At 45.7% G+C, this 25196-nt stretch carries 27 protein-coding genes; 23 read left to right on the top strand and 4 right to left on the bottom strand.

The annotated features are described in order from the left end of the window. Positions 1 to 193: 193 nt before the first annotated feature. The 12 genes from M1D71_RS19605 to M1D71_RS19550 all read left to right on the top strand — a co-directional run bounded on the left by M1D71_RS19605 (position 194) and on the right by M1D71_RS19550 (position 9387). The gene (locus M1D71_RS19605) at positions 194 to 1804 is read left to right on the top strand and encodes a recombinase family protein (protein ID WP_458123304.1); all 1611 of its coding nucleotides are present in this window, start codon (positions 194 to 196) and stop codon (positions 1802 to 1804) included. Between the two features lie 244 nt (positions 1805 to 2048). Next, positions 2049 to 2306 carry a hypothetical protein gene (locus tag M1D71_RS19600; RefSeq protein WP_458123303.1) on the top strand — a complete coding sequence of 86 codons (258 nt, stop codon included), beginning with the start codon at positions 2049 to 2051 and terminating at the stop codon, positions 2304 to 2306. A 219-nt stretch (positions 2307 to 2525) separates the two neighbouring features. After that, complete coding sequence (locus tag M1D71_RS19595; RefSeq protein ID WP_458123302.1) at positions 2526 to 3113, top strand: hypothetical protein; 588 nt, start codon at positions 2526 to 2528, stop codon at positions 3111 to 3113. A 5-nt stretch (positions 3114 to 3118) separates the two neighbouring features. After that, positions 3119 to 4267 (top strand): M1 family aminopeptidase, encoded by a 1149-nt coding sequence (locus tag M1D71_RS19590; protein ID WP_458123301.1) that lies wholly within the window; start codon positions 3119 to 3121, stop codon positions 4265 to 4267. A 338-nt stretch (positions 4268 to 4605) separates the two neighbouring features. After that, entirely contained in the window at positions 4606 to 4863 is a 258-nt protein-coding gene (locus tag M1D71_RS19585) for a hypothetical protein (RefSeq protein WP_458123300.1), read from the top strand. A gap of 1 nt (position 4864) precedes the next feature. Further along, on the top strand, positions 4865 to 5863 hold the full coding sequence (locus M1D71_RS19580) for a hypothetical protein (protein WP_458123299.1): 999 nt from the start codon (positions 4865 to 4867) through the stop codon (positions 5861 to 5863). A 2-nt stretch (positions 5864 to 5865) separates the two neighbouring features. Continuing rightward, positions 5866 to 6552: a hypothetical protein gene (locus M1D71_RS19575; RefSeq protein ID WP_458123298.1), complete on the top strand. Its 687-nt coding sequence runs from the start codon at positions 5866 to 5868 to the stop codon at positions 6550 to 6552. A 31-nt stretch (positions 6553 to 6583) separates the two neighbouring features. Further along, positions 6584 to 6988 carry a GNAT family N-acetyltransferase gene (locus M1D71_RS19570; RefSeq protein WP_458123297.1) on the top strand — a complete coding sequence of 135 codons (405 nt, stop codon included), beginning with the start codon at positions 6584 to 6586 and terminating at the stop codon, positions 6986 to 6988. Positions 6989 to 7195: 207 nt separating this feature from the next. Next, positions 7196 to 7615, top strand: a complete 420-nt coding sequence (locus M1D71_RS19565) for an organic hydroperoxide resistance protein (protein WP_458123296.1) — start codon at positions 7196 to 7198, stop codon at positions 7613 to 7615. A gap of 401 nt (positions 7616 to 8016) precedes the next feature. Then, positions 8017 to 8217, top strand: a complete 201-nt coding sequence (locus M1D71_RS19560) for a hypothetical protein (RefSeq protein ID WP_458123295.1) — start codon at positions 8017 to 8019, stop codon at positions 8215 to 8217. Between the two features lie 199 nt (positions 8218 to 8416). Next, positions 8417 to 8971 (top strand): copper amine oxidase, encoded by a 555-nt coding sequence (locus M1D71_RS19555; protein ID WP_278298976.1) that lies wholly within the window; start codon positions 8417 to 8419, stop codon positions 8969 to 8971. Between the two features lie 98 nt (positions 8972 to 9069). Continuing rightward, positions 9070 to 9387, top strand: coding sequence for a DUF1292 domain-containing protein (locus M1D71_RS19550; RefSeq protein WP_036614722.1), 318 nt, complete (start codon positions 9070 to 9072; stop codon positions 9385 to 9387). A 206-nt stretch (positions 9388 to 9593) separates the two neighbouring features. Here the strand turns inward: M1D71_RS19550 and M1D71_RS19545 are convergent, their stop codons facing one another. Beyond that, positions 9594 to 11069 carry an aminotransferase class I/II-fold pyridoxal phosphate-dependent enzyme gene (locus M1D71_RS19545; protein WP_458127300.1) on the bottom strand — a complete coding sequence of 492 codons (1476 nt, stop codon included), beginning with the start codon at positions 11067 to 11069 and terminating at the stop codon, positions 9594 to 9596. 177 nt (positions 11070 to 11246) lie between these two features. On the opposite strand from M1D71_RS19545, the gene M1D71_RS19540 reads away from it, so the two are divergent. Beyond that, a complete protein-coding gene (locus M1D71_RS19540; RefSeq protein ID WP_458123294.1) occupies positions 11247 to 12539 on the top strand; it encodes an MFS transporter in 1293 nt (430 codons plus the stop codon). A gap of 122 nt (positions 12540 to 12661) precedes the next feature. On the opposite strand, the gene M1D71_RS19535 is transcribed toward M1D71_RS19540, so the two are convergent. Continuing rightward, a complete protein-coding gene (locus tag M1D71_RS19535; RefSeq protein WP_458123293.1) occupies positions 12662 to 12817 on the bottom strand; it encodes a DUF1054 family protein in 156 nt (51 codons plus the stop codon). 278 nt (positions 12818 to 13095) lie between these two features. Here M1D71_RS19535 and M1D71_RS19530 point away from each other — a divergent pair, with 278 nt between their 5' ends. The 3 genes from M1D71_RS19530 (at position 13096) to M1D71_RS19520 (ending at position 16110) form a co-directional block, all read left to right on the top strand. Further along, entirely contained in the window at positions 13096 to 13695 is a 600-nt protein-coding gene (locus tag M1D71_RS19530; protein ID WP_145322902.1) for a hypothetical protein, read from the top strand. 173 nt (positions 13696 to 13868) lie between these two features. Further along, positions 13869 to 15299, top strand: a complete 1431-nt coding sequence (gndA, locus tag M1D71_RS19525; protein WP_458123292.1) for an NADP-dependent phosphogluconate dehydrogenase — start codon at positions 13869 to 13871, stop codon at positions 15297 to 15299. Positions 15300 to 15600: 301 nt separating this feature from the next. Beyond that, entirely contained in the window at positions 15601 to 16110 is a 510-nt protein-coding gene (locus M1D71_RS19520; protein ID WP_260871033.1) for a shikimate kinase, read from the top strand. 123 nt (positions 16111 to 16233) lie between these two features. On the opposite strand, the gene M1D71_RS19515 is transcribed toward M1D71_RS19520, so the two are convergent. Continuing rightward, positions 16234 to 16539, bottom strand: coding sequence for a rhodanese-like domain-containing protein (locus M1D71_RS19515; RefSeq protein WP_145322898.1), 306 nt, complete (start codon positions 16537 to 16539; stop codon positions 16234 to 16236). A gap of 106 nt (positions 16540 to 16645) precedes the next feature. Between M1D71_RS19515 and aroA the strand changes: the two genes are divergently transcribed. The 4 genes from aroA (at position 16646) to ptsP (ending at position 22271) form a co-directional block, all read left to right on the top strand. Then, a complete protein-coding gene (aroA, locus tag M1D71_RS19510; RefSeq protein WP_366348987.1) occupies positions 16646 to 17941 on the top strand; it encodes a 3-phosphoshikimate 1-carboxyvinyltransferase in 1296 nt (431 codons plus the stop codon). A gap of 61 nt (positions 17942 to 18002) precedes the next feature. Beyond that, positions 18003 to 18437 carry a CoA-binding protein gene (locus M1D71_RS19505; protein ID WP_017687409.1) on the top strand — a complete coding sequence of 145 codons (435 nt, stop codon included), beginning with the start codon at positions 18003 to 18005 and terminating at the stop codon, positions 18435 to 18437. Between the two features lie 196 nt (positions 18438 to 18633). Then, positions 18634 to 20514 carry a glucose PTS transporter subunit IIA gene (locus M1D71_RS19500; RefSeq protein ID WP_458123291.1) on the top strand — a complete coding sequence of 627 codons (1881 nt, stop codon included), beginning with the start codon at positions 18634 to 18636 and terminating at the stop codon, positions 20512 to 20514. Next, positions 20511 to 22271 carry a phosphoenolpyruvate--protein phosphotransferase gene (gene ptsP / locus M1D71_RS19495; protein WP_458123290.1) on the top strand — a complete coding sequence of 587 codons (1761 nt, stop codon included), beginning with the start codon at positions 20511 to 20513 and terminating at the stop codon, positions 22269 to 22271. The genes M1D71_RS19500 and ptsP overlap by 4 nt, the downstream gene beginning before the upstream one ends. 123 nt (positions 22272 to 22394) lie before the next feature. Here the strand turns inward: ptsP and M1D71_RS19490 are convergent, their stop codons facing one another. Beyond that, complete coding sequence (locus tag M1D71_RS19490; protein WP_336763528.1) at positions 22395 to 22919, bottom strand: type 1 glutamine amidotransferase domain-containing protein; 525 nt, start codon at positions 22917 to 22919, stop codon at positions 22395 to 22397. A gap of 277 nt (positions 22920 to 23196) precedes the next feature. Between M1D71_RS19490 and M1D71_RS19485 the strand changes: the two genes are divergently transcribed. The 3 genes from M1D71_RS19485 to ccpA all read left to right on the top strand — a co-directional run bounded on the left by M1D71_RS19485 (position 23197) and on the right by ccpA (position 25186). Then, the gene (locus tag M1D71_RS19485) at positions 23197 to 23610 is read left to right on the top strand and encodes a hypothetical protein (protein ID WP_458123289.1); all 414 of its coding nucleotides are present in this window, start codon (positions 23197 to 23199) and stop codon (positions 23608 to 23610) included. A 122-nt stretch (positions 23611 to 23732) separates the two neighbouring features. After that, entirely contained in the window at positions 23733 to 24080 is a 348-nt protein-coding gene (gene ytxJ, locus M1D71_RS19480) for a bacillithiol system redox-active protein YtxJ (protein ID WP_458123288.1), read from the top strand. Positions 24081 to 24172: 92 nt separating this feature from the next. Then, entirely contained in the window at positions 24173 to 25186 is a 1014-nt protein-coding gene (ccpA, locus tag M1D71_RS19475) for a catabolite control protein A (RefSeq protein WP_062835383.1), read from the top strand. Positions 25187 to 25196 lie beyond the last annotated feature (10 nt).

The following is a 25196-nucleotide window of genomic DNA, read 5'->3' as shown; positions in this document are numbered from 1 at the left end:
CTCAAGAGAGTTGCTCTCGGTTTCTTTCATTCCAAAAATAATAATAAATTTTATGGCTACCTGCATGACTATGTGTAGGTAGTTTTGTTGCGGAAAATCAGGGAAAATGGTACAATTTGGATGTTGTTTATATGGTGAAAGTAGTAATGGATACTGGAAAAAATAACACAGAAAAAGATATGGTGGTGGAAAAATGGTGCAAATTAAACGGGTGGCAACTCTGTATCGTGTATCTACAAAAGGGCAGTTAGATGGAAATGATATACCAATGCAACAACGATCATGTAGAGGGATGATTGAAAAGAAGGATGGTTGGAAACTGGTAAAAGAATATACAGAAAAAGGTGTATCCGGTTTCAAAGTATCCGCTTCTAATCGTGACGTGATCCAACAGGCTAAAGAGGACGCAGAAAATGGCTTGTTCGATGTATTGTTAGTCTTTATGTTTGATAGGCTTGGGAGAAAAGAGGATGAATCTCCCTTTGTTCTTGAATGGTTTGTAAACAAAGGGGTCGAAATGTGGTCTGTAATAGAAGGTCAACAAAAAATTGAAGCACACACAGATCGGATGGTCAATTATTTAAGGTTTTGGCAGTCAAGCGATGAAAGTAGAAAGACCTCTGACCGCGTCAACGAAAAACATATGCAGATGGTCGAAGATGGTGTTTTCAGGGGAGGGGGTATCCCCTACGGTTATAAAAGTGTTGATTCAGGTAATCTAAATAAAAAAGGGAAAGCACTGCATAAACTAGACAAGCACGAAGAAGAGTCAAAGATCGTACATAAAATATTCCGATTAGTTCTCGAAGAAGGATATGGACAATTAAGAATAGCTAAACTTCTAAATGAAGAAAATGTCCCGACAAGAAAAGCAAAGCAATGGGGGGCTCCAACTGTAAATGTCATACTTAAGAATCCAATTTACAAAGGAGTGATGAGATACAGAACAGAAAAGGGAGACGAAATATTCTCAAAACAGATCCCTGAATTAATAATAGTTTCAGAAGAGGAATGGAAGACTGTACAGGAAATAAGAGAGAAAAAGAACCCCAAGAATTACCAAAAAGGCGAAGCGTCCATTCCGATGAGCACTAAAGGGAGTTTGCTTTTAACTGGGATAGCCAGATGTGGTTGTTGTAACTCTAGATTGACATCGACTACTTTTGTAAATAAATACAAAGCAGCAAGTGGAGAAATTATTAAATACAATCAGAATAAAAGTTATCGTTGTAGTGGGAAATTGCAAGGGAAAACTGACTGTAACGGACAGGCAACCTTTTCTTCAAAGAAAGTAGAGAGGCAAGTCTTGGAGAGAGTGGATATATACTTAGGTCAACTTAGCACCATAGATTTTCAATCAGAAATTGAATCAATAAAACAGAATGTTTCTAATGAAGAAGAGGAGAAAATTAAAAAACTGCAAAGTATACTGGAAGGGCACTATGACGAGCTTGCGGCATTAAACGCTGAAGTTCCAAAAGCTATCATGGGGAAGAGCGCCTTCAAGCCAGAAATGCTCAATGGTCTTATTGAGAAAAAAGATAACGAAATTCAGAAAACTTCGGAAGATATCAAAGGAATAGAGAAATTATTAGCTTTTAAAAAAATGGAGTTATCAGAGATGGAGACTCTAAAAGATTACCTTCCAGTTTGGAAGGATGTATTTAGAAAAGCTTCTACAGAAAAGAAGAAAATGATGTTAAGTACATTGCTAGAGGTGGTCTATATCAGTAAAGATAAAATATTGGTTGAAATCAAGGGTAGGATAAAAGAATTACTCGGGTCATCTATTCAGAGAGAGTAAGGAAACGAAGAACTCACGTTTAGAGAAAAATAGGTCAGTGGTTCGAGCCCACTACAGATCATACACGAGAAGCCTTACGATGTAAGGCTTCTTTCTTTTTTTACATACATGAATACGATTTACAATTGTTTCATTATTCTCTCCTCTTATTAAACAAAATTTAAATCGAACATAAATTCAACGTAAGGTTCGTCTTCTATACTTGGTTCTGAGATCAACATAGAATACGAAGAGGAGAGAACTTATGAATTATTCAAGTCCCTTTACATCAAAGATAGCCAGAGTAGGGATCGCAAGTACACTGGCCTTATTGCTGGCAACGAGTCCACTTGGGAACATGAATTATACTGCGGCTCAGGCAGCGCCCACATCTGGAACTGTAGAATCTGCTGTACATAACACACAGAAAGATACCCTAGAGCAGACCCCGATTCAATACGAGATCCAGGCTCGGCTCAATGAGAAAGACATGACCCTGCAGGGTAACGAAAGGATAACTTAGCGTAACACAAGCAAGGATACACTTCAGCAGTTGGTCCTCCATACTTATGCTGATGCGAACTTGACGAAGTCTACACAGGCGACCATGTTTCAACAAGACAATGAAATGATCAGCACAAATAATCCAGATAAGAAACCCGAAGATTTCCTTGGAGGGATGGATATTCAGGGCATAACAATAAATGACCAATCGCTGGATTTCCACAAGGAAAACCAAGTGTTGAGCGTACAGTTGAAAGAGCCCGTTCAACCAGGCGAATCTGTAGTATTCCAGCTGGAATTCCAGCTGAACATTCCATATGGATCGCAGCGAATTTCCTACTACAAGGATATGATTAATGGTGCACACTGGTTTCCGGTGATGTCTGTCTACGACGAAGTTAAGCATCAGTGGAACAAGGCACCCTATAGTCGAACATTTGAGAGCGATTATTACACCTCATCGGACTTCGATGTTCAATTAAATATTCCTGATGAGTATCAGGTAGCCATGCCGGGTATGCTCACCACTCGAGAAAGTACAGAATATGGACGTAAAGTTGTCTCTGCTGTAGCGAAGAATACAAGAGAATTTGTTTTCTTTGCCAGTCCAAACCTTCAAGTGGAGAGCGTTACCCGTAACGGTCTGACGGTGGAATATTATTATTCCAACGATGATCCTTCCAAGAAAGAGATGGTTGACCGGTATATTAATCGGCATTCAAGGTTATTGATTTTTATAGTGAGAAATATGGGGAATATCCCTATCCCGAGTTCCGAATCGTCGAGACGCATGTACAAGGCGTCGCTGTGGAGTATGCAAGGCTAATTCAGATGGGACAGATTCAAAGCGGTGTTGTTCCAGAAAAAGATACAACATTTGTTCATGAAATAGCACATCAGTGGTTCCATGCATTGATCGGTAATAATTCGGAGACAGAATCCTTCCTGGATGAAGGATTTGCTGATTTCTCCATGGTGTATTTTGCCGAGAAACAGGGAGACAAGCTAAATGGTTTCAGATCCATACAGTTTGATACTACGCCCGTAGATATGACCATTGCGTCAACAAACGATGAGGCAGGAGATTTGGCCGGTCTGGTCTATTACCAAAAGGGAAGACAAGCGATCTATCAGCTTTACCGTTCCGTCGGTGAAGAGAAATTTGATGAGTTGATGAAGACATATTTCAAACGCTACGTGTACCAAAATGCAACGGTAGAGGGGCTGCTTCATACCATTGAAGATGTGCTCGGTAAAGAAGTACGTTCAGAAATGCAGATGGCCCTATATCAGCCTAACTTTGTCTTAAAGCAGGAATATCAATTATCACAAGAAGAGACCGCGGCCTATGTGCATGACATCTTACAACTACAGTATCAGACTGTCATGGGTATGATCCCTGATCTGCCTGATGAAGTGATGAATCGATTGATGGACAAAATCCTTCAGGGGGAGGAGTTAACTATTGTGCTCAGCGATCAGGTGAGCAAGCTTGCAGCTAAACAGCAGGAAGATATGGTTCATCAGTTGACCGGATTCCTTGATATGAGCGGTGTGAAATACGACGTTATACGGGATCGCAAGGAACTGAAGCAAAAGATGAAAAAAGAGATCGGCAACAGCAACCTTATTGTAATTGGCAACGCGAAGTCAAACGGTCTGGTGCAGGCTTTAAAATCCAGCATGATCGATCGGGCGAAACAGACAGGTTTTCCTTGGAAGAATACTATGAATGAACCTCTCGCTGCTGGTGCATATGTGATCAAACATCCCTATAACCAGAATCGATTGATGCTTCACTATTTCTGGAATGAGGATCATCTGAGTGATGCGGCATATGAACCTTTTAAGCTGAAAATACAGGAGTCTATCGGATTCACTAACGATTTTTACCAATACTATCTATTGGATAACCAAGGCAAGGAGAAATCCAATAAAAAAATAGTGAATCCCATATCTTCATTGTTTGCGGAGCAATAAGTCAGTGGCTTTAGAAACGTGAAGAAAGCATCTCTTGTGACACCACGAAAAGACTTGTTTAAGAGAACATCTATATTGCAGTTTCTTCCTCTAATCAGGTTAGCCAATTCTTATTGGTTAGCCTGTTTAGTCATGTTTAACAAAAGCAAAACGATGGTTGCACAACTCACTCCCCTCTAAAGGAAAGCTATAACCTCAAAAAGTCTAAAAGGGATAAAATTTTATGTTGTTTCGCAAACCAGTCTTTGAATATTAGGCCTTAAAATGGGCATGATGCTTTAACAGAAAGGCAACTTCATGAATATACTTATCGTGAGAAAACAATAGGAGGGATTAATATGAAGGATCAACATTATCCGGGCATGCCATGGAAAGGGACAGTCACTGATCACAACGGTAAGGAAAGTAAAGGAATCAACAAAATGAAAGCGTATTCATATATTACAGGCATTCGCTCTATCATTCGTGTTATTCAGGGGCCAGCTGCGAATGAGGGTAATGTTGTTGATTCCTCATATCTACTAAAAGGCACATTGGAATTAGTATACTTCTCTCCATTGGACATTGTCACCCTGCACGTAAAGGAGGTTGTGTAACATGTCAATGGTTGAAAAAAATATCCAGGCAGAACTGACTGCTAATGTCACAGCCAACAGTGTCACTTCGCCTTACGATTATTGCGATGCAGAATCCCGACTGATGCACACGCCTCAATTTGATAAAAAAATGGACAATCCTATGTATACCGCTGCAATGGCGGGACTTCAATCGATCTATTGGTTTCGGGCGATCAAGGTAAAAGGGCTTATCCCCGATGCCAAGGCTGATTATTATGCCACGTATTCTACTAATCATAATCATATCGGAGGAATTGGACTAGCCTACTCGAACAGCCCGACAGGACCATGGACGAAACATGGACAGGTATATCTGGATACTGTGGTTGGGAATTCGACGGAAACTCCATTTGTAATCTGGAACGATGTTGAACAATTATTCTTCATGTATTATCAACAAAACGGGCTGGGGATTAATCAATCAACCGCACTTGCGACATCTGTGGACATGATCAATTGGACAAGAGTAGGTTTGATTTTGGATAAACCTCCTGGTTTTCCGGGTGATGGGCATACCGGATACTTCTCATGCTTCAGAAATGGCGGCAAATGGATCGGTTTCTCGGTTATGGGCGGGGGTGACTTTGGCCGTAAATGTATCTGGCATTCTCATGACGGGCGCTGCTGGTTAGCTGATCCCAGACCATTATTGGGTGGTAATGATGCCACTTTAACTGCGGCAGAGAACATTTCGAGATCCAATGCTGGTGTATTTATGTATAAAGGAAGCATGTGGTGGCTAGGCATGTTGTCAGCTTATGCTTCAGGTGGGGCTGCGACCGTAGCCCGGCCTGCGATCGCCAGGATCAGCGCAGACTTTCGACAGCTGCTGGATAAACCTTCAGATATACATTTTCCGGCATTGACCTGGGAAACGACGAACATGCAATCCATGATGGTGTCTGTTATGGACGGTGTAGTGTACGTGTATTACAATACCGATCATAATATCGGTGTAGCCTATTCGGTGGGGGTGTAGAGATGGTTATACGTGATGCAGCGGGTCAGATCGTCCCCTTCGGCAAGGTCCACAAACAGCTTGTGGCCGATTTCCTTCACGGAACGTTACCGGACTGGCTTGAGGTGGTGGGTACACCAACGTTTGAGCCTTTGCCTGATAGAGGAACCATTACAGTCACAACAGCGGCAACGGCAGGAGCATCCGCAGAGTTGAAAATGAAGCATCTGATTGATAGCTCGAAAGTAACCGCTATTGCGTTCACCTTGGAAGCGCTACAATTGAACGGGAATATTGGTATCTCGGTTCAGGTCGGCATTAAATCAAAGGATAGCAAAGCAGGAATCACCTTTTTTCAGAACGTCAATCAGAAGTATGGTATGGTTCGTGCCTATAAAGCAGACGGAACGTACACCGATTTCAAGCAAAACATGGTGTTCTTCACCACACATGGCGTAGCAGGAGATGAGGCACAGAACCGTAAAAATCTCACTGTGCTGCTCTGTACCGGATTACAGTTCTCAGCTGGGTTCGAGAGACCGTCTGTATGGCTTGGTGCAGATGACCAATACGGCGGTGTTGCTGCTGATCTCAGCGGTGGACTGTTCCAACATGGAAACCTGCAATGTCTGTTAAAATTGACAACAAGCCCGGCAGAGGCGAAGTATTTCAAATGTGCACAGGTGAAGGTCGATATCTGGAGTAACTGATTGGTTAGACAGGTTAGGGAGGCATTTGACGATGAACACGATATATTATTCAGCAGAATCACTTGAAAATGTTGAGCAGTTACTAACTTTATATGAAGCTTTGGGATGGAACTCGCTGAACCTAACCCTTGATGAGTTGGAGCGTATGTGCAGACAGAGCTGGTATGCATTATATGCGTATGACCAACAGCGCTTGGTCGGTATGGGGCGCGTAATATCCGATGGGGTCATCACAGGCATCATATGTGGAGTAGGTATTCTGCCTGACTACCAATCCCGAGGAATCGGTAAGGAGTTGTTAACACGAATCATTGAACATTGTGAGAAAAATAAGGTGATTCCACAATTGATGTGCACCGAAGGTTTGGCAACCTACTACGAAAAACTCGGATTTGAGAGATTTACGATTGGAATGACGAAGAGAATAAAGCGATAAAAGCTGTTCGTGAGTATAAATATGTATGATCTGTCCTAACGATAAAAAGTATATTTAGAAGTCGCTATGTAAGCGGCTTCTTTTTTTTTTGTTTCAAATAATAATTTACAAACACAATCAAATTGTGTACAATCAAATTGTTAGCAAAACAAAAAACAAGAAATCATGTTTAACCAATAAAATTAAATTCGAAAAGGAGTCTTACACATGAAAACATTATATGAAACTACAGTAATTAATACAGGTGGTCGTCAAGGAATCGTACAATCTCCAGATAACGTGTTTATGTTGGATGTCGCTGCCCCCCCTGAACTTGGAGGCGAGGTAACGACGGCTACGAATCCGGAGCAGCTGTTTGCAGCAGGGTATAGTGCTTGTTTTAACTCCGCGCTGGAGTTCCAATTGAAGAAACACAAAGTTGAAATTGAAAGAAGTACCGTAGCTGCAACCGTAATGTTGGTGACGGACTCTGAGGATAATGGCGTGAAGCTTCAAGTAGATTTGGAAGTTAAAATTCTCGGTCTGGATGAGGAGACAGCACAGAAGTTTGTGAAACTTGCCCATGACTACTGCCCATATTCCAAAGGAATCAAAGGGAACGTGAATGTTAACGTGGAACTGGCGTAAACATTGATACTATGTATAGTTGATTAGAAACCTCCGAGAAATCGGAGGTTTTTTTTGGTATTTTCTGCAGAAGAATCAAATTCTCCCTCTAATATGGGTTATAATGGTGTAAGGATTAAACAAAGCTGCTGAAAGGGGAATGTACTTATGATGGATTTTAGCAAACCACCCCATGGCTCTGAGACTGATACCCACCGTCAGCGTCATCAGGAAAATGAACAGAAATACCTGTCCGGAGGGAAGAGCATCTGGTATGAAATTAGTAATTGGCTCATTCTAGCAGGCATCCTTCTAGTCATATTCTTATTATTTAAATACGTTTTCTAAATAGACACACAACCGGGCGAATCCCCATATGATGCATTACATCAGTAAGCACTTGGGGAAATGGGGAATCCGGGATGGCAAAGGCAAAAGGAAAGAAAGCTCCCGCGCTGAAGAGTGACAAAATTCGTGTGTCCATGAAGTTGGTCACTTCGGATGTATGCGAGAGATGTAAAACACCATGTACACGAGGAATGGAGTACGCTGCACGGATGAGAATTGAAGGGGCTGTAGGTAAAGGTGTTCCCTGTATACTGACCCGCCATACTTCTTCGTAACTCTTCATGTAATCCCGTATATATAACAATAATAGGATAGGGGCATCCTTTAATGAGGATTGCCTCTTTTTGCGTATTCCAATGGGTGGAAAAAATGTTGGATAAAAAATGAAAAATGATGAAAAACAGCGCAACTTTGTGGATGAATCTGCAGTATAAATGTACAACAGCTAGCAGCAGGGGAGGGAATATTGACGGGATGAAATGGAAACGAATATTGCTGTGTGTCACGGTATTCTCCTTGCTCGGCGGGTCTTTATTGTTTGCGGATTCGGTGAACGAGAAGATTCGAGTTCTCATTAACGGCAAGGAAGCAGCTGACGGAGGTTACCTCATTGATGGAACGACCTATGTACCTGTAAGGGAAGCCGGAGGCGTCGTCAAATGGGATAGCAGTAACAAGAGAGTAACGGTGATTAAACCGAATGTACATATTTTTCTCTTCAAGGGAGACACTGTATTTGGTAACGTTAACGTGGGTAAACTGAAATTCAATGTATTTTCACAAGTGGACAGTTTAACAGCAGATGTAGCTGCCGTGAAAGTAACCATCACCAATCCAAGCGGTCAGGTGAAGGATATCCAGTCACAGGAGCTTACAACGCAGAAGGATAATTTCTGGTTCCGCACATATGATTTTACGTATGATTTCAGTCGTGCTGGCAAGTACCAAGTCGGTTTTCATATTAAAGAAAATGCAAACAGTAACTACGTCCTGGTAGCGGAGAAAATCATTACAGCGCTGAACGATTGAAGCGAAAGTAACGCTGCCCTTTTAAATTGACCTGGCTCAATGAACATGTTACGATATGCAAGGTTACACAATTTCTATTTAAAAAGCGAGGTATTTCAATGAGCGATCACACACATGAACACGGCGATGGCTGCGGATGCGGGCAAGACCACGACCACGACCACGAGCATGAAGAAGTCCTTCTCACATTAACAGACGAGAACGGCCAGGACGTGGAAATGGTTTTGGTGGAGACGTTTGACGTGGAGAAGCATGTTTATGCGCTCCTGCTGGAACGTAACAATCCTGAAGCTGACGGCATCATCCTGCGTATGGAAGAAGAAGACGAGGAAATGGTGCTCTACAATATTGAAGACGAAGAAGAGTGGAACCGCGTTGAAGCGGCTTACAACGAACTCGTTGCATCACAAGAATAGTCAATCTTTTGGAACATAGCATGAAGGCTCCTTGATTTCAAGGGGCCTTTTGTTTGTTTTCAAGAGGTATTCGAGCATTATCAAGCCCGTATGGTCAGAAAAATAGACGGAAAAATGCAAACTTGCTTGTCTCATAAAATAAAAAAGGACCAAGCTTAAGGCTTGGTCCTTCAAGTTCATTCCATTCACAGGGTAATGGAGTTGTTTTAGAAAATGGCATCGGCTTCCACGATCACTTTAACGTTGGTTACGCTGCGATCTTCGGGCCCTTTGACAGGTAATCCAACTTCGACATGGTCGATGATATAATCGATGTTCTCTTGGGTAATAACCTCACCCGGTAACAGGATTGGAATTCCTGGCGGATAGACATAGATGAATTCCGAAATAATACGTCCTGCGGATTCCTTGAATGGAATCACTTCGGTATCACCATAGAATGCATCCCGTGGAGTCAGCATCAACTGTGGAATATCCGGAACTTTAACCACCAGTTCATGCGCCGGGTTCACTTGATAATAGGTACGGGAGAGATCCTGCAAAGCGTTCAGCAAGATATCCACGCTGTCATCCGTATCTCCTGGGGTGATGAGACACAGAATATTGTACATATCACTAAGTTCGACCTCGATGTTGTAATGTTCGCGCAGCCAGTTCTCTGTCTCATATCCTGTGATGCCCAGATGGCGGACATGGATCGTTACTTTGGTGGGATCATAATTGAAGGTAGCTTCTGTACCCAGCAGCTCTTTGCCGAAGCAATATAGTCCGTCCATATCGTTAATCGAACGTCTGGCGAAATCAGCCAATTCAATCGCCTTTTGAGCAATTTCACGACCGTTGAGGGCCAGATTACGTCTGGATGTGTCGAGTGAAGCGAGCAAAATATATGAAGTTGATGTTGAAGTGAGAAGGCTCAGGATCGTCTGTACACGCTGTGGATTCACGAACCCGTTCTTCGTGTTCAGGTTGAGTACAGAGCTCTGCGTCATGGAGCCACCAAGCTTGTGAACACTGGTTGCAGCCATATCGGCACCTGCTGCCATCGCTGACAACGGCAGATCCTCATGGAAATGAATGAGTACGCCATGTGCTTCATCCACAAGCACAGGGACTTGATAGCTGTGTGCCAGTTCGACAATCTCTTTCAGATCGGTTACCACACCGTAATAGGTCGGGTTAATCACCAGCAATGCCTTGGCATCCGGATGACGTTCAAGTGCGCGGCGGATAGACTGTGTGGTCACTCCATGGTCAATGCCCAGATTGGCATCTTGGGAAGGAGAGACAAATACGGGCTTCGCGCCTGAGAAAATAATGGCGGACAGAACCGATTTATGCACATTACGGGGCACAATAATTTTGTCACCCGGTGAGCATACAGACAGAATCATGGTCATGATGGCACTGCTTGTGCCTTGTACACTAAAATAGGTATAATCGGCTCCGAAGGCATCTGCTGCCAGGATCTGTGCTTCCTGAATGACACCGGTTGGCTGATGCAAGTCATCCAGCGGTGCGATGTTAATCAAATCTATGGAGAAGGCATTATCGCCAATAAATTCACGGAATTCAGTATCCGCTCCCAATCCTTTTTTATGGCCCGGAATATGAAACTGTACCGGATTGAGTGCCGCATGATTTTTTAAAGCGGTAAACAGCGGCGTACGGTGGTGATTCATCAGTGCTGTCACAACCCTTCCTAATAAAATTGGTAAACAAAGTTGAGTATAGCAAATTAAGAACCGAATGCAAGCAGTATAATCGACAATTTTTTAAATTGCCGAGATTTGGTCACATTCCCCAGGGTTACACTATGGATAGGGGATAGGCAAATGAACGCCGAAAGGGGAAAAAGAATGCAAACCGATACGAAACCAGCCAAAATTTTGCGATCACCATTTTTTATCGCGATGTGGCTGACACTTTTTCTAATTGAAATTATCAAAGGGGCCCTGTTGGTAGCTGTTCTGCCCGTGTATATGGACAATATTCTGGGACTATCCGCTGGTGTCATCGGTGTGGCGTTTGCTCTTCAATATCTGGGAGATAATCTGTTCCGGGCACCTTCCGGCTGGGCAGCAGAACGGATCGGATTCCGTGCAACGATGGTCACAGCACTAATCTGTACCTTAATCGCTGTAATTATGATCCTTTTTCTTAAAAGTGCCTTTGGACTGGCCATGGCCTGTCTGATCCTTGGCATTGGTACGTCACCGCTTTGGCCTTGCGCCATGACAGGGGTAACTGCGATGTCAGGCCCGCAGAACAAGAATGGTACAGCGATGGGTGCACTGGAGATGGCTGCTCTGGGCGGAACCGGGCTTGGACCAGTAGGCATGAACTGGTTGCTGGAGCGTACACATCATGATTATCGAACCATATTCCTCGTGCTGATGGGGTGTGCCATACTGGTTATCCTGGTAGCGATGATTCTGCCCGGACGTGTCATTGTCGAAGGAGAGCATGCCGAGCAAGCGGCGAAGAATGGAAATGTGAAATATCCAGCCAAACCGAATCTGCTCACGCCGTTCATCCGGCTGCAAAAGAGTGTAAAGGGCACATTGCAACGAGTGCGCAGTACGCTTAATGTCAATCCGCTCGTGTATCCTGCCTTATTTATGCAGTCGTTTGTCATCGGGCTGCTCAGTCCTGTAATTACGCTATATACACGCACAGACCTGCAGATTTCACCGAACCTATACAGTTTGTTGCTGATTGCGGGTGGTGGAATAACGGTTATTGCCTTGCTGCCTGTAGGTAAAATGGTAGACAGGTTCGGCACGAAACCGTTCCTGAACGTTGGTTTTTTGATGGCGGCCGCGAGTCTGTTCGCGTTTTCCTCCATAACGTCTATTCCGGTGGTGTTTGGCGTTGTCATGCTGGTGGGGATCAGTTATGCCATGATTTTGCCAGCCTGGAATGCTTTTGTAGCTACGCTGATTCCCAAAGGGGAGCGGGGAGCGATCTGGGGATTCTTCCTTACATTGCAGGGATCAGGCATGGTTGTAGGCCCCATCGTATCCGGGCTGCTGTGGGACCATGTTAGCCATCCGGCTCCATTCATCGGGAGTGCCATTGTCATGGCAGGACTTGCCGTAGTGCACTTTGTATTATCCCGAAATCCGTTTCGTACCGCTCCAGCCAAATAAGAAAAAGAAAAGGGAGCTCCGTCAACCGTCGTGGTTACTGGAACTCCCTTTTGACTTGGCGGTTGTTGTTCCCGCCACGTCATTCAGTGCAAATATCCTTTGCACATATATAGCTGCTTAGCTTAAGACAAAGACATTTTATAAAGCGGCAGCAAGGTTTGGAACGTTGAACGGGCCGTTTCCAGGAACTTGTCCCCATCCGCGGCAAGCGGATCATCCCGATCAATACGCAGTCCGCACATCACCTCGGCTTTTTTCACTGTCTTCAGCTTGGTCATGATTGTTTCATAATCCTCATCCTTCATGTCCTTATGTAGTGTGCCAATCCGAGAAAGTCATCTGCATACCTCCATTTCGCGTCCATTATATCATGAAAATCGGGGGCTCGCCCCTGTGCGCCTGCGGAAAGCTGCAATCCAAAGGTCCTTTCGGTGAAAAATAGTCAAATAACCAAGTACCCTTACATAAAATGAAGTATAAAATAGGGTAAGCCGATTGAGTAGAAGCGATTGAAGACGAGGGCCGGAGCAAATCCGGTACAGATGGAGGGAGTGCCGTGAATAAGAGTTATGAAGTTGAATATTGCAATCTGGAGCTGCGGTTCAACCGTCGGCATATCCAAAATTTGATCAAAGACCTTATTCGTGAGGGGTATTCACTATATTGGAGCGAGGACGAATCCTTTTTTATCCTGTCTGTCCGTACCGGCCGCAAGCTGGTAAAGCTCCGTTTTCAACAGACACGCAGTGGGAACTATAAGATGACAGGCGATTATATTATCAAGGACGCCAAGCTTGCAGAGTGGTTGGAGAAGCTGATTGGAGATACACGTGGGCATGCGGTTGTGAAGAGGTTCAAGGATCAGCAGATGACTGTGGAGAACATTTTGTTCGGTGAAGTCATTCGTCTCGTTGAAGTGTCCGGGTTCAAACAGCGTGTCATTTTTCAAAAGGAACCTGCGCCAACGGCGGAAGAGATGGAAGAAATGTTCCTCTCCCGCGAAGGCGAGGAGCGACTGATGTTGTTGCGCATGGAAGTGGACGATGAGCTGGAGCGCCTGTACACGGCCATGCAGATGGATAATATCGAAAAAGCAAATGCTTGTCGTGAAGTCTTAAAACAGCTGTCTGGACATTTGTTAATGCTGGAAGGCTGATCAAGACAAGGCCGTATTTATGAAAATACGATGAACACCTCAGCAGATTGGGGTGTTTTCTCGTTGCGTAACTGTGCCACGGGGTTCACTTCTATACATAAAACCGTTAAAATGGGAGTATTGTTGAGAATTTATTTCAATAAAATTAATTGGAGCAAAGGATGGAGGACCAGATGACAAAACAACAAATCGGCGTAATTGGCCTGGCTGTCATGGGCAAAAATTTGGCCCTTAACATTGAAAGCAGAGGTTTCTCGGTATCGGTATATAACCGTTCCCCGGAGAAAACCAATGATCTTCTGAAAGAAGCTGAAGGTAAAAACCTGACAGGCTCATTCTCCATTGAAGAGTTCGTAGCATCCCTGGAATCCCCGCGCAAAATTTTGATCATGGTACAAGCCGGCAAAGCGACCGACGCAACCATTGAACAACTGCTTCCTCACCTGGATGAGGGCGACATCATCATTGATGGAGGGAACGCATACTTCCCTGACACGCAACGTCGCAGCAAAGAGTTGGAAGACAAAGGCATTCGATTCATCGGTACAGGTGTATCCGGTGGTGAAGAAGGCGCATTGAAAGGCCCTTCCATTATGCCGGGTGGACAGGAAAGTGCTTATAAACTGGTTGAACCGATCCTGACGGCGATCTCGGCCAAAGTCGGTGACGATCCGTGTTGTACATATATTGGACCTGACGGTGCCGGACACTATGTGAAAATGGTGCATAACGGTATCGAGTACGGAGACATGCAATTGATTGGTGAAGCGTACCACTTGCTCAAATCCGTATTGAATGTTTCCGTTGAAGAGCTTCATGCAATCTTTACGGAATGGAACCAAGGGGAGCTGGATAGTTACCTGATCGAAATCACAGCAGATATCTTCTCCAAATACGATCCTGAAACTGGAAAACCAATGGTTGACGTTATTCTGGACGCTGCTGGACAAAAAGGAACAGGTAAATGGACAAGCCAAAGCGCGCTGGATCTCGGCGTACCATTGTCCATGATTACAGAATCCGTATTCTCCCGGTTCTTGTCTGCGATGAAGGACGAGCGTGTAGCAGCTAGCAAAATCCTGAGTGGACCAGCGACGGAAGCATTCTCTGGCGACAAAAAGGCATTCATCGAGAACGTGCGTAAAGCGCTGTTTGCAAGTAAAATCGTATCCTACGCACAAGGATTTGCACAAATGCGTGCAGCTTCCGATGAGTACGGCTGGGATCTGAAATACGGCAACATTGCCATGATCTTCCGTGGTGGTTGCATCATCCGTTCGCAGTTCTTGCAAAACATCAAAGAAGCATATGACCAAGATGCAGAACTCAAAAACCTGCTGCTTGATCCTTACTTCCAAAACATCGTTGAATCTTATCAAGGCGCATGGCGTGAAGTTATAGCGGCTGCTGTAAAACAAGGTATTCCAGTACCTGGATTCTCCAGCGCATTGTCTTACTACGACAGCTATCGTACAGAGCGTCTGCCAGCAAACTTGCTGCAAGCGCAACGTGACTACTTCGGTGCTCACACGTTCAAACGTGTGGACAAAGAAGGCAGCTTCCACCACAATTGGATGAGTAGTACCACATATATGAGTCGATGAGATTGGTAAAGCGCCCTTACGCAGGAGCTTTGGCCCGTTGAGAGACTCGAAAGAGGCTTGGCGTTCCGGTTATTGCCGGTTAATGCCAGGTCTCTTTTCGTTTTATACAGCCGTGTTATTTGTGAAAGTACTTCAGTATGATCTGCGTCCTTAAGATGCGGAAGCTACTTGATCTGCCTTGGAAGTTATTCATGGATGTTCGAAATGAAGTCGTAAGGCGATGGTCTTTCCCAGTCCGCAGGGCTGTGTTATGATAGGACAAAAGTGCTCACGAATTGCTTGGATTAAAGGAGTGTACACCTTGAGCAAGTCTAACAATATTATTCTCATCGGCATGATGGGAACCGGCAAATCAACCGTCGCTGACATGCTTGCACGCGAGCTTGGTTACCGATTGATTGATGTGGACGCCGCGGTGGAGAAAGAGGAAGGCTGTACGATTCCAGAACTGTTCACTGGCAAGGGCGAGACGTATTTCCGTGATGCTGAGAGTCGCATGTTGTGCTCGGTACTGGAGAAAAAGTCACAGGTGATAGCGACCGGCGGTGGTGTAGTGCTGCGTTCGGATAATTGTGACGTAATGTCGAAGAATGGTTGGGTTGTTGCCCTGACTGCTGATCCGGCAGTGATTGTAGAGCGTGTTAGCGGTTGTGACAATCGCCCGCTTCTCGCAGGCAATGCAGAGGAACGCATTCAGACGATTATGGAAGAACGAAAAGATGCATATCGGTTCGCGCATTATACGGTGGATACAACCGAGTTATCCGCTGGTGAAGTGACTCGTTTAATTTTAGCACATTACCGCGTCTAAGCTTGTGATCGTCGAAGTTTGTTGCTTGATAGAGGGCGGCGGATATAAGAAAACGGGCCATATTGGCCCGTTTGCAGGAGTGGGCTAGATCACGAATTTATAGTGTCTTAGCTCCGATTCTTTCTAGTCTTCCTGTTGCCATTGAAGCATGCCGCCGACCATGTTCGTACAGCCTTCATATCCGAGTTGTTGCAGATATTCACAGGCACGTTCACTGCGGTAACCGCTACGACAGATGATGATAATCTCGCCTGACTTATCAATCTCAGACAGTCGGTCCGGAATTTGTCCAAGCGGGATATGCTTGGCTCCTTCGATCATGCCTTGCGCGACTTCATCGTCCTCGCGGACGTCTATCATCTGCAGCTTCTCTCCCGCCTGTAAACGGCGACGCAGCTCAGACGTTTCAATTTCAGCTATTTGTGTCATATTCAGGTCCTCTTTTCTGTATGGACTTAACGCCTATAATGATACCCAAGCGATGTACGGAATGTCAATTTGGCGACAATATAATCAATGAAGGAGAATTTCATCCATGGACGTTATTGTTAAACCAACCCCTACTCTGAACGGGGAAATTGGAGCTCTGTCCTCCAAAAACTATACTACCCGCTATTTGCTGGCTGCTGCGTTGGCAGAAGGCACAAGTACCATTCATTTCCCCGCACACAGTGAAGACAGTGACGCTATGCGCAGATGTATTCGCGATCTTGGGGCAGTGCTTGAAGAAGACGACAGCAAGATTGTGATTCAGGGCTTCGGCAGTCATCCCCGTGATGTGCGTGAATTGAATGTAGGGAATGCGGGTGCTGTACTTCGTTTCCTGATGGGCGTTACGGCGCTCTGTCCTGAAGTTACCTTTGTGAATACGTATCCGGATTCGCTCGGTAAACGCCCGCATGATGACCTGATTGATGCACTGGGTCAACTGGGTGTAGAAGTACAGCACGAACAAGGGCGCTTGCCGATTACGATCAAAGGCGGCAATGCCAAGGGTGGGCACATTCGAGTATCCGGCTCCGTTAGTTCCCAATATCTGAGCGCATTGTTGTTTGTTACGCCTTTGCTTGCAGAAGACAGCACCATTGAAGTGCTGAATGACCTGAAGTCCAAGGTCGTGATTGGACAGACCCTGGAAGTGTTGGAGCAGGCAGGCATCGTTATCCATGCAAGTGATGATTACATGTCTTTCCGTGTACCAGGTGGACAGGCTTACCAGCCAACGACCTACACGGTTCAAGGAGACTACCCGGGCTCAGCAGCGGTTCTTGCTGCAGCAGCGGTTACACAGTCTGATGTGAAGATTTTGCGCTTGATGGAGCAGAGCAAACAAGGTGAACGTGCTATCGTTGACGTGCTGCGCATGATGGAAGTACCACTCACACATGAGAACAATGTGGTTCATGTTCAGGGCAATGGCAGACTGAAAGCAATCGAATTCGACGGGGATGCCGCGACGGACGCCGTTTTGGCTATGGTAGCCGCAGCTGTGTTTGCGGAAGGCACCTCACGGTTCTATAATGTAGAGAACCTGCGCTACAAGGAATGTGACCGAATCACCGATTATTTGAACGAACTGCGGAAAGCAGGAGCGAACGTGGAAGAGCGTCAGGCTGAGATTATTGTACACGGACGTCCGGAAGGCGTTGAAGGCGGCGTTGAGATTAACGCTCACTACGATCATCGCGTAATTATGGCGCTCACTGTCGTTGGACTGCGTTCCAAAGAACCGCTTCGTATTCGGGATGCACACCATGTAGCCAAGTCTTATCCGCAATATTTCGATCATTTGCAGGCGCTTGGCGCTTCGGTTCAATGGGTAAAAGAGTAAAATAACTGAAAACCTGTCTTTTGAACACGCACTTTTAATCAGAAAAGGATGGTGCTTGAACATGGAATTTAACAACCCTACTCGTGAAGAAATTGGACAACTTTTGCGCAAGGCAGGCAACATCGCAGTCGTCGGCTTATCAGACAAATCGGATCGCACATCCTATATGGTAGCAGAAGCCATGCAGAGCAGAGGCTATCGCATCATCCCGGTTAACCCACAGGTACAGGGGGAAATTCTCGGAGAGACGGTATATGCCACGCTTGCGGATATTCCAGAGCCGGTAGACATTGTTAACGTGTTTCGCCGCGAGGAGTTTTGTGCGGATGTGGCTCGTGACGCTGCTGCCATCAAAGCGAATGTACTGTGGCTGCAGCTTGGCATCCATAGCGATGAAGCGGTCCAGATTGCTGCGGAGAACGGCATGACAGCGGTAACGAATCGTTGTATCAAGGTAGAGGATTCCATCGTTCTGCGCGGCGCTGGACGCGGCTAAGAAGCCCATTCACCTGTGATCTGATGATCTCCTGATCGCACCCAATTGAATGTATATAGGATGAATCCCGTTAACTTGAAGTTGACGGGATTTTTTCTGTGCTATTTTTGCCGTATTAATTACCAATTGGTTACTGTTTTGCTTTGACAAAACGTTGCGTAAAGCTTACCATCTAGGATAGAAAGGAGAGGTCGCCATGAATTGGCTCGGATCCTTGCAGCAGCTCGGACGAGCGGTAATGCTGCCTACAATGGTCCTTCCCGCCGCCGCAATTTTGCTCAGTGTGGGCAGTCTGCCCTGGAACGCCTGGGGATTGGAAGTTGTCGGTGAAGTGTCTACCGTGGCCGGACACGGTATTTTTTATTTTTTACCGTATCTGTTCGCTGTCGGTGTAGCCCTGGGACTCTCCAACCAGGCCGGGCAAGCGGGACTCGCTGCGCTGGCTGGTATCGTGATATATGATCAGGTGACTCGCAACTTCGGCGACGGCACCGTTCAGCCCGCTTCCTTAATTGGAATCATACTCGGCGCGCTTGCCGGGGGAATGCATAATCGGTTCAAAAGTATTAAACTACCCGAGATCTTACAATTTTTCGGGGGTTCAAGGTTTGTTTTGCTTATCGTTGGACTCTGTTCGGCTCTGTTCTCTTGTTTTATGCTATGGCTCGCTCCGATTTTACAACATGGATTGAATGCCGTTGCCACTTGGGAATACAGTCTCGGTGGGTTTGGACTGTTCATCTATGGAGTGTTATACAGGGTGCTGGTCGCTTTCGGACTTCATCACCTGCTTAACAATGTGTTTTGGTTCCAGTTGGGAACCTTTGAGACGCCTGATGGTAACATTGTGCAAGGGGATTTGCCCCGATTTTTTGCAGGTGATCCAACTGCAGGATTCTTTATGGCGGGTTTGTTTCCCATCATGATGTTTGCTATTCCGGCGATAGCCTTCGCTATTATTCAGGAAGCCAGAGAAGATCTGAAACCGAAGATCAAGAAAACTTTTCTGACATCAGCACTCGTTTGTTTTCTGACGGGGGTATCCGAGCAGATTGAGTTTGCTTTTTTGTTCGCTGCACCTTATCTGTTCATCGTGCATGCAGTCATGTCCGGTGTTGCCATGTGGATCAGCTACTGGCTCGATATCCGGCACGGCTTTTCGTACTCCGCAGGTATTATTGATTACATACTCAATTTCCATCTATCGGAGAATGCTTGGAAACTCATTCCGGTTGGCATACTATATGGGCTGGTTTACTACTTCCTGTTCCGATGGGCGATTCGTACATTCAAGATTCCAACACCGGGACGTGAAGAGGGATCGATGCTGGAAGATTGGGTAGGGAACATTCCTTATCAGGCCCCTTTGATCCTCGAAGCATTGGGTGGAAAAGGAAATATTGTACAGGTTGAGGCCTGTATTACACGCCTTCGCCTGACTGTGCATGATGACCGACTGATCGACACGGGGGCCATGAAGAGTATGGGGTCCGCCGGACTGATCAAGCTGGGCGGCGGTAACGTACAGGTGGTATTCGGTACCTACTCGGAATTGATCCGGGAAGAAATCGCGAAGCTGCTCGAAAGAGATCTGCAACAGGTTCTGTTCTGTGCTCCCGTTCAGGGTAAGATGCTACCGATTGAAGAGGTTCCAGATCAGATCTTTGCAGCCAAGCTTGTCGGGGATGGGGTAGCCTTTGTCCCGGAACGCGGAGAGCTGGTATCACCTGTGTATGGAACGATTATGCATCTGTACCCGACCATGCATGCCCTGGGGATTTCCACCCGTGAAGGGCTTGAGGTGTTACTGCATATCGGCATCGATACATCTCAGTTGAAAGGTCATTTTGAAGCTTTTGTTCAGGAGGGCGATACGGTGGAGCCAGGGCAGTTGTTGATCAAGTTTGATCTGGCGGTACTTCGCGAGCAAGCGGCGTCACTGACAACACCCATGGTAATTACGAATCCGGATCGTGTAAAATCATGGAGTTTTGCTCCATTTAAGCAAGTTAAGAAAGGTCAGGCATCCGTTATGTCCGTGGTGCTCTATGACAGGAACGTTGGAGGGGTAGAATGAAGATACAAGGCATCAACGGAGCTGCAGGCATAGCCATCGGCAAAGCATTTGTCCTGCCCAGTTGGGAATGGGATCTGCCGGATCAGAAGATGGATTCGGTAGATCTCGCCCAGGAGTTCGAACGGCTGTATGAGGGCATACGGACATCAAAGGATGAGATCGAATATATCAAGAATGAGTTCAAGGAAGTCGTTGGTCCCGAGGAGTCCAGTATTTTTGATGCACATCTGGCCATCCTCGAAGATCCGGTATTCATGAACGAAATCCGAGGCATTATCGAGCGTCAGTACAAGGCGGCAGAAGTGGCGGTGAAAGAAGCCATTGACCACTTTGTTACGATGTTTGACCTGCTGGAAGACGAATATATGAAGGAGCGGGCTATTGACATCAAGGATGTGGGTAACCGTCTGCTCAAGCATCTGCTCGGCGCACCGGAGATTACACTTCCTTCGGATACCCAACCTTATGTACTTGTTGCGAAAGAGCTGTCGCCGTCTCAACTGGCACACCTTAATCCCACTCATGTGCTTGGCATTGTAACCTTAATTGGCGGGAAAACATCACATTCAGCAATTATGGCTCGTGCACTTGGCATTCCTCTCGTTTCCGGTCTGGAAGCGAGTCTTGGCATGCCGGTAGAGACAGGTGATATGCTTGTGGTAGATGGTGACAATGGCTTGGTATTTACCGATCCGGACCGCAAGACGATAGAACGCTATACGATGCTTCGCAGCAAACAGTTGAAGAAAAAGGAACAGCTACAGGTGCTTGCAACGGTGGATGCTGTAACCAAAGACGGGGCTGTATTACATCTTGCTTCCAATATCAGTTCCGTGAAGGAACTGGACATGGCTTTGAAACATGGAGCGAAGGGTGTAGGCTTGTTCCGGACAGAGTTCCTGTATATGGACCGGGCTACATTCCCGGGAGAGCAAGAACAATATGAGGTATACCGCCTTGTGGCAGAGAAAACAGCAGGCCAATCCGTTGTCATTCGTACACTGGATATTGGTGGTGACAAGCAGCTTGATTATTTTGAGCTTCCAGAGGAAGACAATCCGTTTCTGGGATACCGTGCCATTCGGATTAGTCTGGACCGCAAGGATCTGTTCAAAACACAGCTTACAGCCATTCTGCGTGCCAGTGCCGCCGGTAATGTCAAAATCATGTATCCGATGATCTCTTCGGTGGAAGAGCTTCAGCAGGCCAATGAGATTCTTCGTGAGGCGATGTCCGATCTGGACGAGCGGGGACTGTCTTACGACCCTAATATTCAGGTGGGGATCATGATTGAAGTTCCAGCAGCAGTGATGATTGCAGATCTGCTCGCTGAGGAAGCGGACTTCTTCAGCATCGGTACGAATGATCTGGTTCAATATGTACTGGCAGTAGATCGAATGAACGAACAGATTGCCCATATGTATCATCCCTATCATCCGGCTGTTCTGCGGATGCTTCGTGCCACAGCAGATGCGGCTCACACAGCCGGCATTGATGTGAGTGTGTGCGGGGAGATGGCGGGGGACGAACGTGCCATTCCGCTATGGCTGGAGCTTGGCATTCGCCATTTGAGTATGTCTCCACAATCCCTGTTGCGTGTGAAGCACAGAGTGCTGAACACAACGGCATCAGCAGCCAAGGAAGAAGCTCGTAAGTGCTTCGCCCTACGGACCAGCGGGGATATTGAGGAACGTCTACAAGTTTTTAATGACTCTACGGGGAATTCGGACGAACAGAGTGGATCAAATGCATCGTGAAATGGATTATTGGATATAAATACCTTTAAGTTAATATATTTACATTTGTGATAATTATTTATCGGTAAACTTAGTTAACAAAATAACCCCACTGTGCATGAAATCAGCACAGTGGGGTTATTTTTATTTGTCAGCGAGTGCATCGCAAAATGCCTTACCGTAAGGCGGAAGATCGGGTGGACGACGTGCTGAGATGATATGTCCATCGACAACAACCGCTTCATCTTTCCAGATGGCACCTGCATTTTCCATGTCATCCCGAATACCTGGTGTAGAAGTTACCGTAACCCCGTCCAGAATTTTGGCGGAGATCAGGACCCAACCAGCATGACAGATCTGTCCGATCGGTTTCCGGTCTGCATTCATTTCCTTTACAAGCTCGAGTACTTTGGGATAACGACGCAGCTTGTCCGGTGCCCAGCCGCCTGGTACGAGAATTCCATCATAGTGTGAACTGTCGAGTTCATCAAAACTGTATTCAGCTTCAGCCGGGACGCCATATTTGCCAATATAGGTTTTCCCTTTTTTCTCTCCAGCCAGATGTACCTCTGCACCTTCTTCGCGTACACGATGCACAGGGTACCACAATTCCAGATCCTCGAATTCTTCATCGACCAGAGCGATGACTTTCTTACCCGTTAATCTCATATTCATCTCTCCTTTTGCGGTGATTAGGGATGTCGCGTCTTTAATTGTAACAGATTCTCCGCGGGACTTCATGGAAGTGCATATTCACTTTTGAGGAAGCGATTACAAGTCAGTGACTGCCTATATTTCGACAACCTTGATCTGGTGGGAGTGGTAATTTGTGCAACCTCTCGATTACAGCAGGATTTGAGCCGAAATAGGTCGAATGGTACTTATATAAGAGTATAGAACGAATGAGGTGATGGTTGTGCGCAAGTCGTGCAGATGTGGACATGTTATGGAATTGGAATTAAGAACAGTGGTATACGCCAAAAAGGTGGAGATTCGAAACGTACCTGTATTTGCGTGTACAGACTGTGTATCATACGAAGTGCTTCAGCCGGTCAAGCCGGATTTGACAGAATGCATAAGCACGCTGGGCGAACAACCCGTGAAGCAGGACGTATCTTTTGGTGAACGCAATGAACTGGCAGACTTGTTTCACGAGCAACTGCTGGCCTGGCCAGATGCGACCGATCGGGAGATGGAATATCGCATGCAGCAAGCGGTGGAGGGGCGTATTAATCTGCTGTTGGATATTATGGGTTACGCAACCAAGTCTGGAGATGCATCGTGGATTGAGAGCACGGAGCGCAGATTAAGTCAATTATCCGGATTTGTGTGGCAGGAGTACTTCTCGAATGTTGTCTAATTTTGACGTGTAAAATGCTTGTTTTCATGAAAATTGGCTTTTTCTCGCACTTTTTGTTAAGATATCGAAGAGTGAAAACGCTCAACATAGCGGTATTCCTGGTAAAGGGGGATGTATATCTAATGGCTGACATGACTAAAATGACAAGTATTGAACAGCTAAACTCCGCGGTGGAGGCTACCAAGGATCAACCCTTGCTTCTGTTTAAGCACAGCACACGCTGCCCGATCAGCTCGAACGCTTATCAGGAGATGAACGATTATTTGCATAACAATCCCAATGAACAAGTGAAATATGGCATTATTTATGTCGTGGAAGATCGCCCGGTATCCAATGAAGCAGCAGACAAGCTGGGTGTTAAGCACGAATCTCCACAGGCGATCCTGATCAAAAAGGGAATTCCTGTATGGCATACTTCCCATTCAGATATTACTAGCACTACACTTACAAATGTTTTGAGTGAGTCCTAAAGCCTATTTTAATTGATTAATGCAAAAAATTGTCGTAATATAAATCTTAATGAAAATGGTATGAAAATTTACTGGTAATGGAGAGAAGTACTGTGACGGTAACCATTTATGATGTGGCACGTGAAGCTGGAGTGTCTATGGCAACGGTATCACGGGTAGTTAATAATAACCCTAATGTCAAACCGCAAACGCGGAAAAAAGTATATGAAGCCATCGAACGGTTGGGATATCGTCCTAATGCGGTAGCCAGAGGTCTGGCGAGCAAGAAGACAACCACGGTCGGGGTCGTTATTCCGGATATTTCGAACTCAACCTTCGCGGAGATTGCCCGCGGAATTGAAGATATTGCGAATATGTATCACTACAATATTATTTTGTGTAATGCGGATAAGAAGAAAGAAAAAGAAATTCGTGTTATTAACACTTTGCTCGAAAAACAAGTAGATGGACTGCTCTTCATGGGCGGAACAGTAACGGACGAACACATTCAGGCGTTCCAGTCTGCGGCTGTGCCGATCGTACTTTGTGCAACGAGTGATGAGAAGGGAACATTCCCTTCTGTGGATATTGACCATGAGGCGGCTGCGTTTGACGCAGTAAATACCCTGATTCGTCATGGACACAAGGAAATCGCGATGATCAGTGGTACACTGCAAGATCCTGCGAATGGTTATGCGCGTTTCCAAGGTTACAAGAAAGCACTGGAAGCAGCAGGCATGGAATATCAGGAGGATCTGGTTCGTATCGGTAACTATCGTTATGAATCCGGTGTGGAAGCAATGAAATATTTCCTCGGACTGAAGAAAAAGCCTTCGGCAATCTTTGCTGCAACAGATGAAATGGCGATTGGTGCCATTCACAGTATTCAGGATGAAGGCCTGAAAGTACCGGATGATTTCTCCATTATTAGTGTGGATAACATTCGTATGGCTTCCATGGTGCGTCCTCAGTTGACGACAGTGGCTCAGCCGATGTACGATCTTGGCGCAGTAGCGATGCGTTTGCTGACGAAGCTGATGAAGAAGGAAAATGTAGAGAACCCACGGGTTATTTTGCCGCATGAAACGATTCTTCGTTTGTCAGTAAGTCACGCAGATGTAGTTTAATCGGGATGTT

This window comes from Paenibacillus sp. Z3-2 (assembly GCF_054161325.1).
This window is presented reverse-complemented; position numbering and strand designations above follow the sequence as displayed.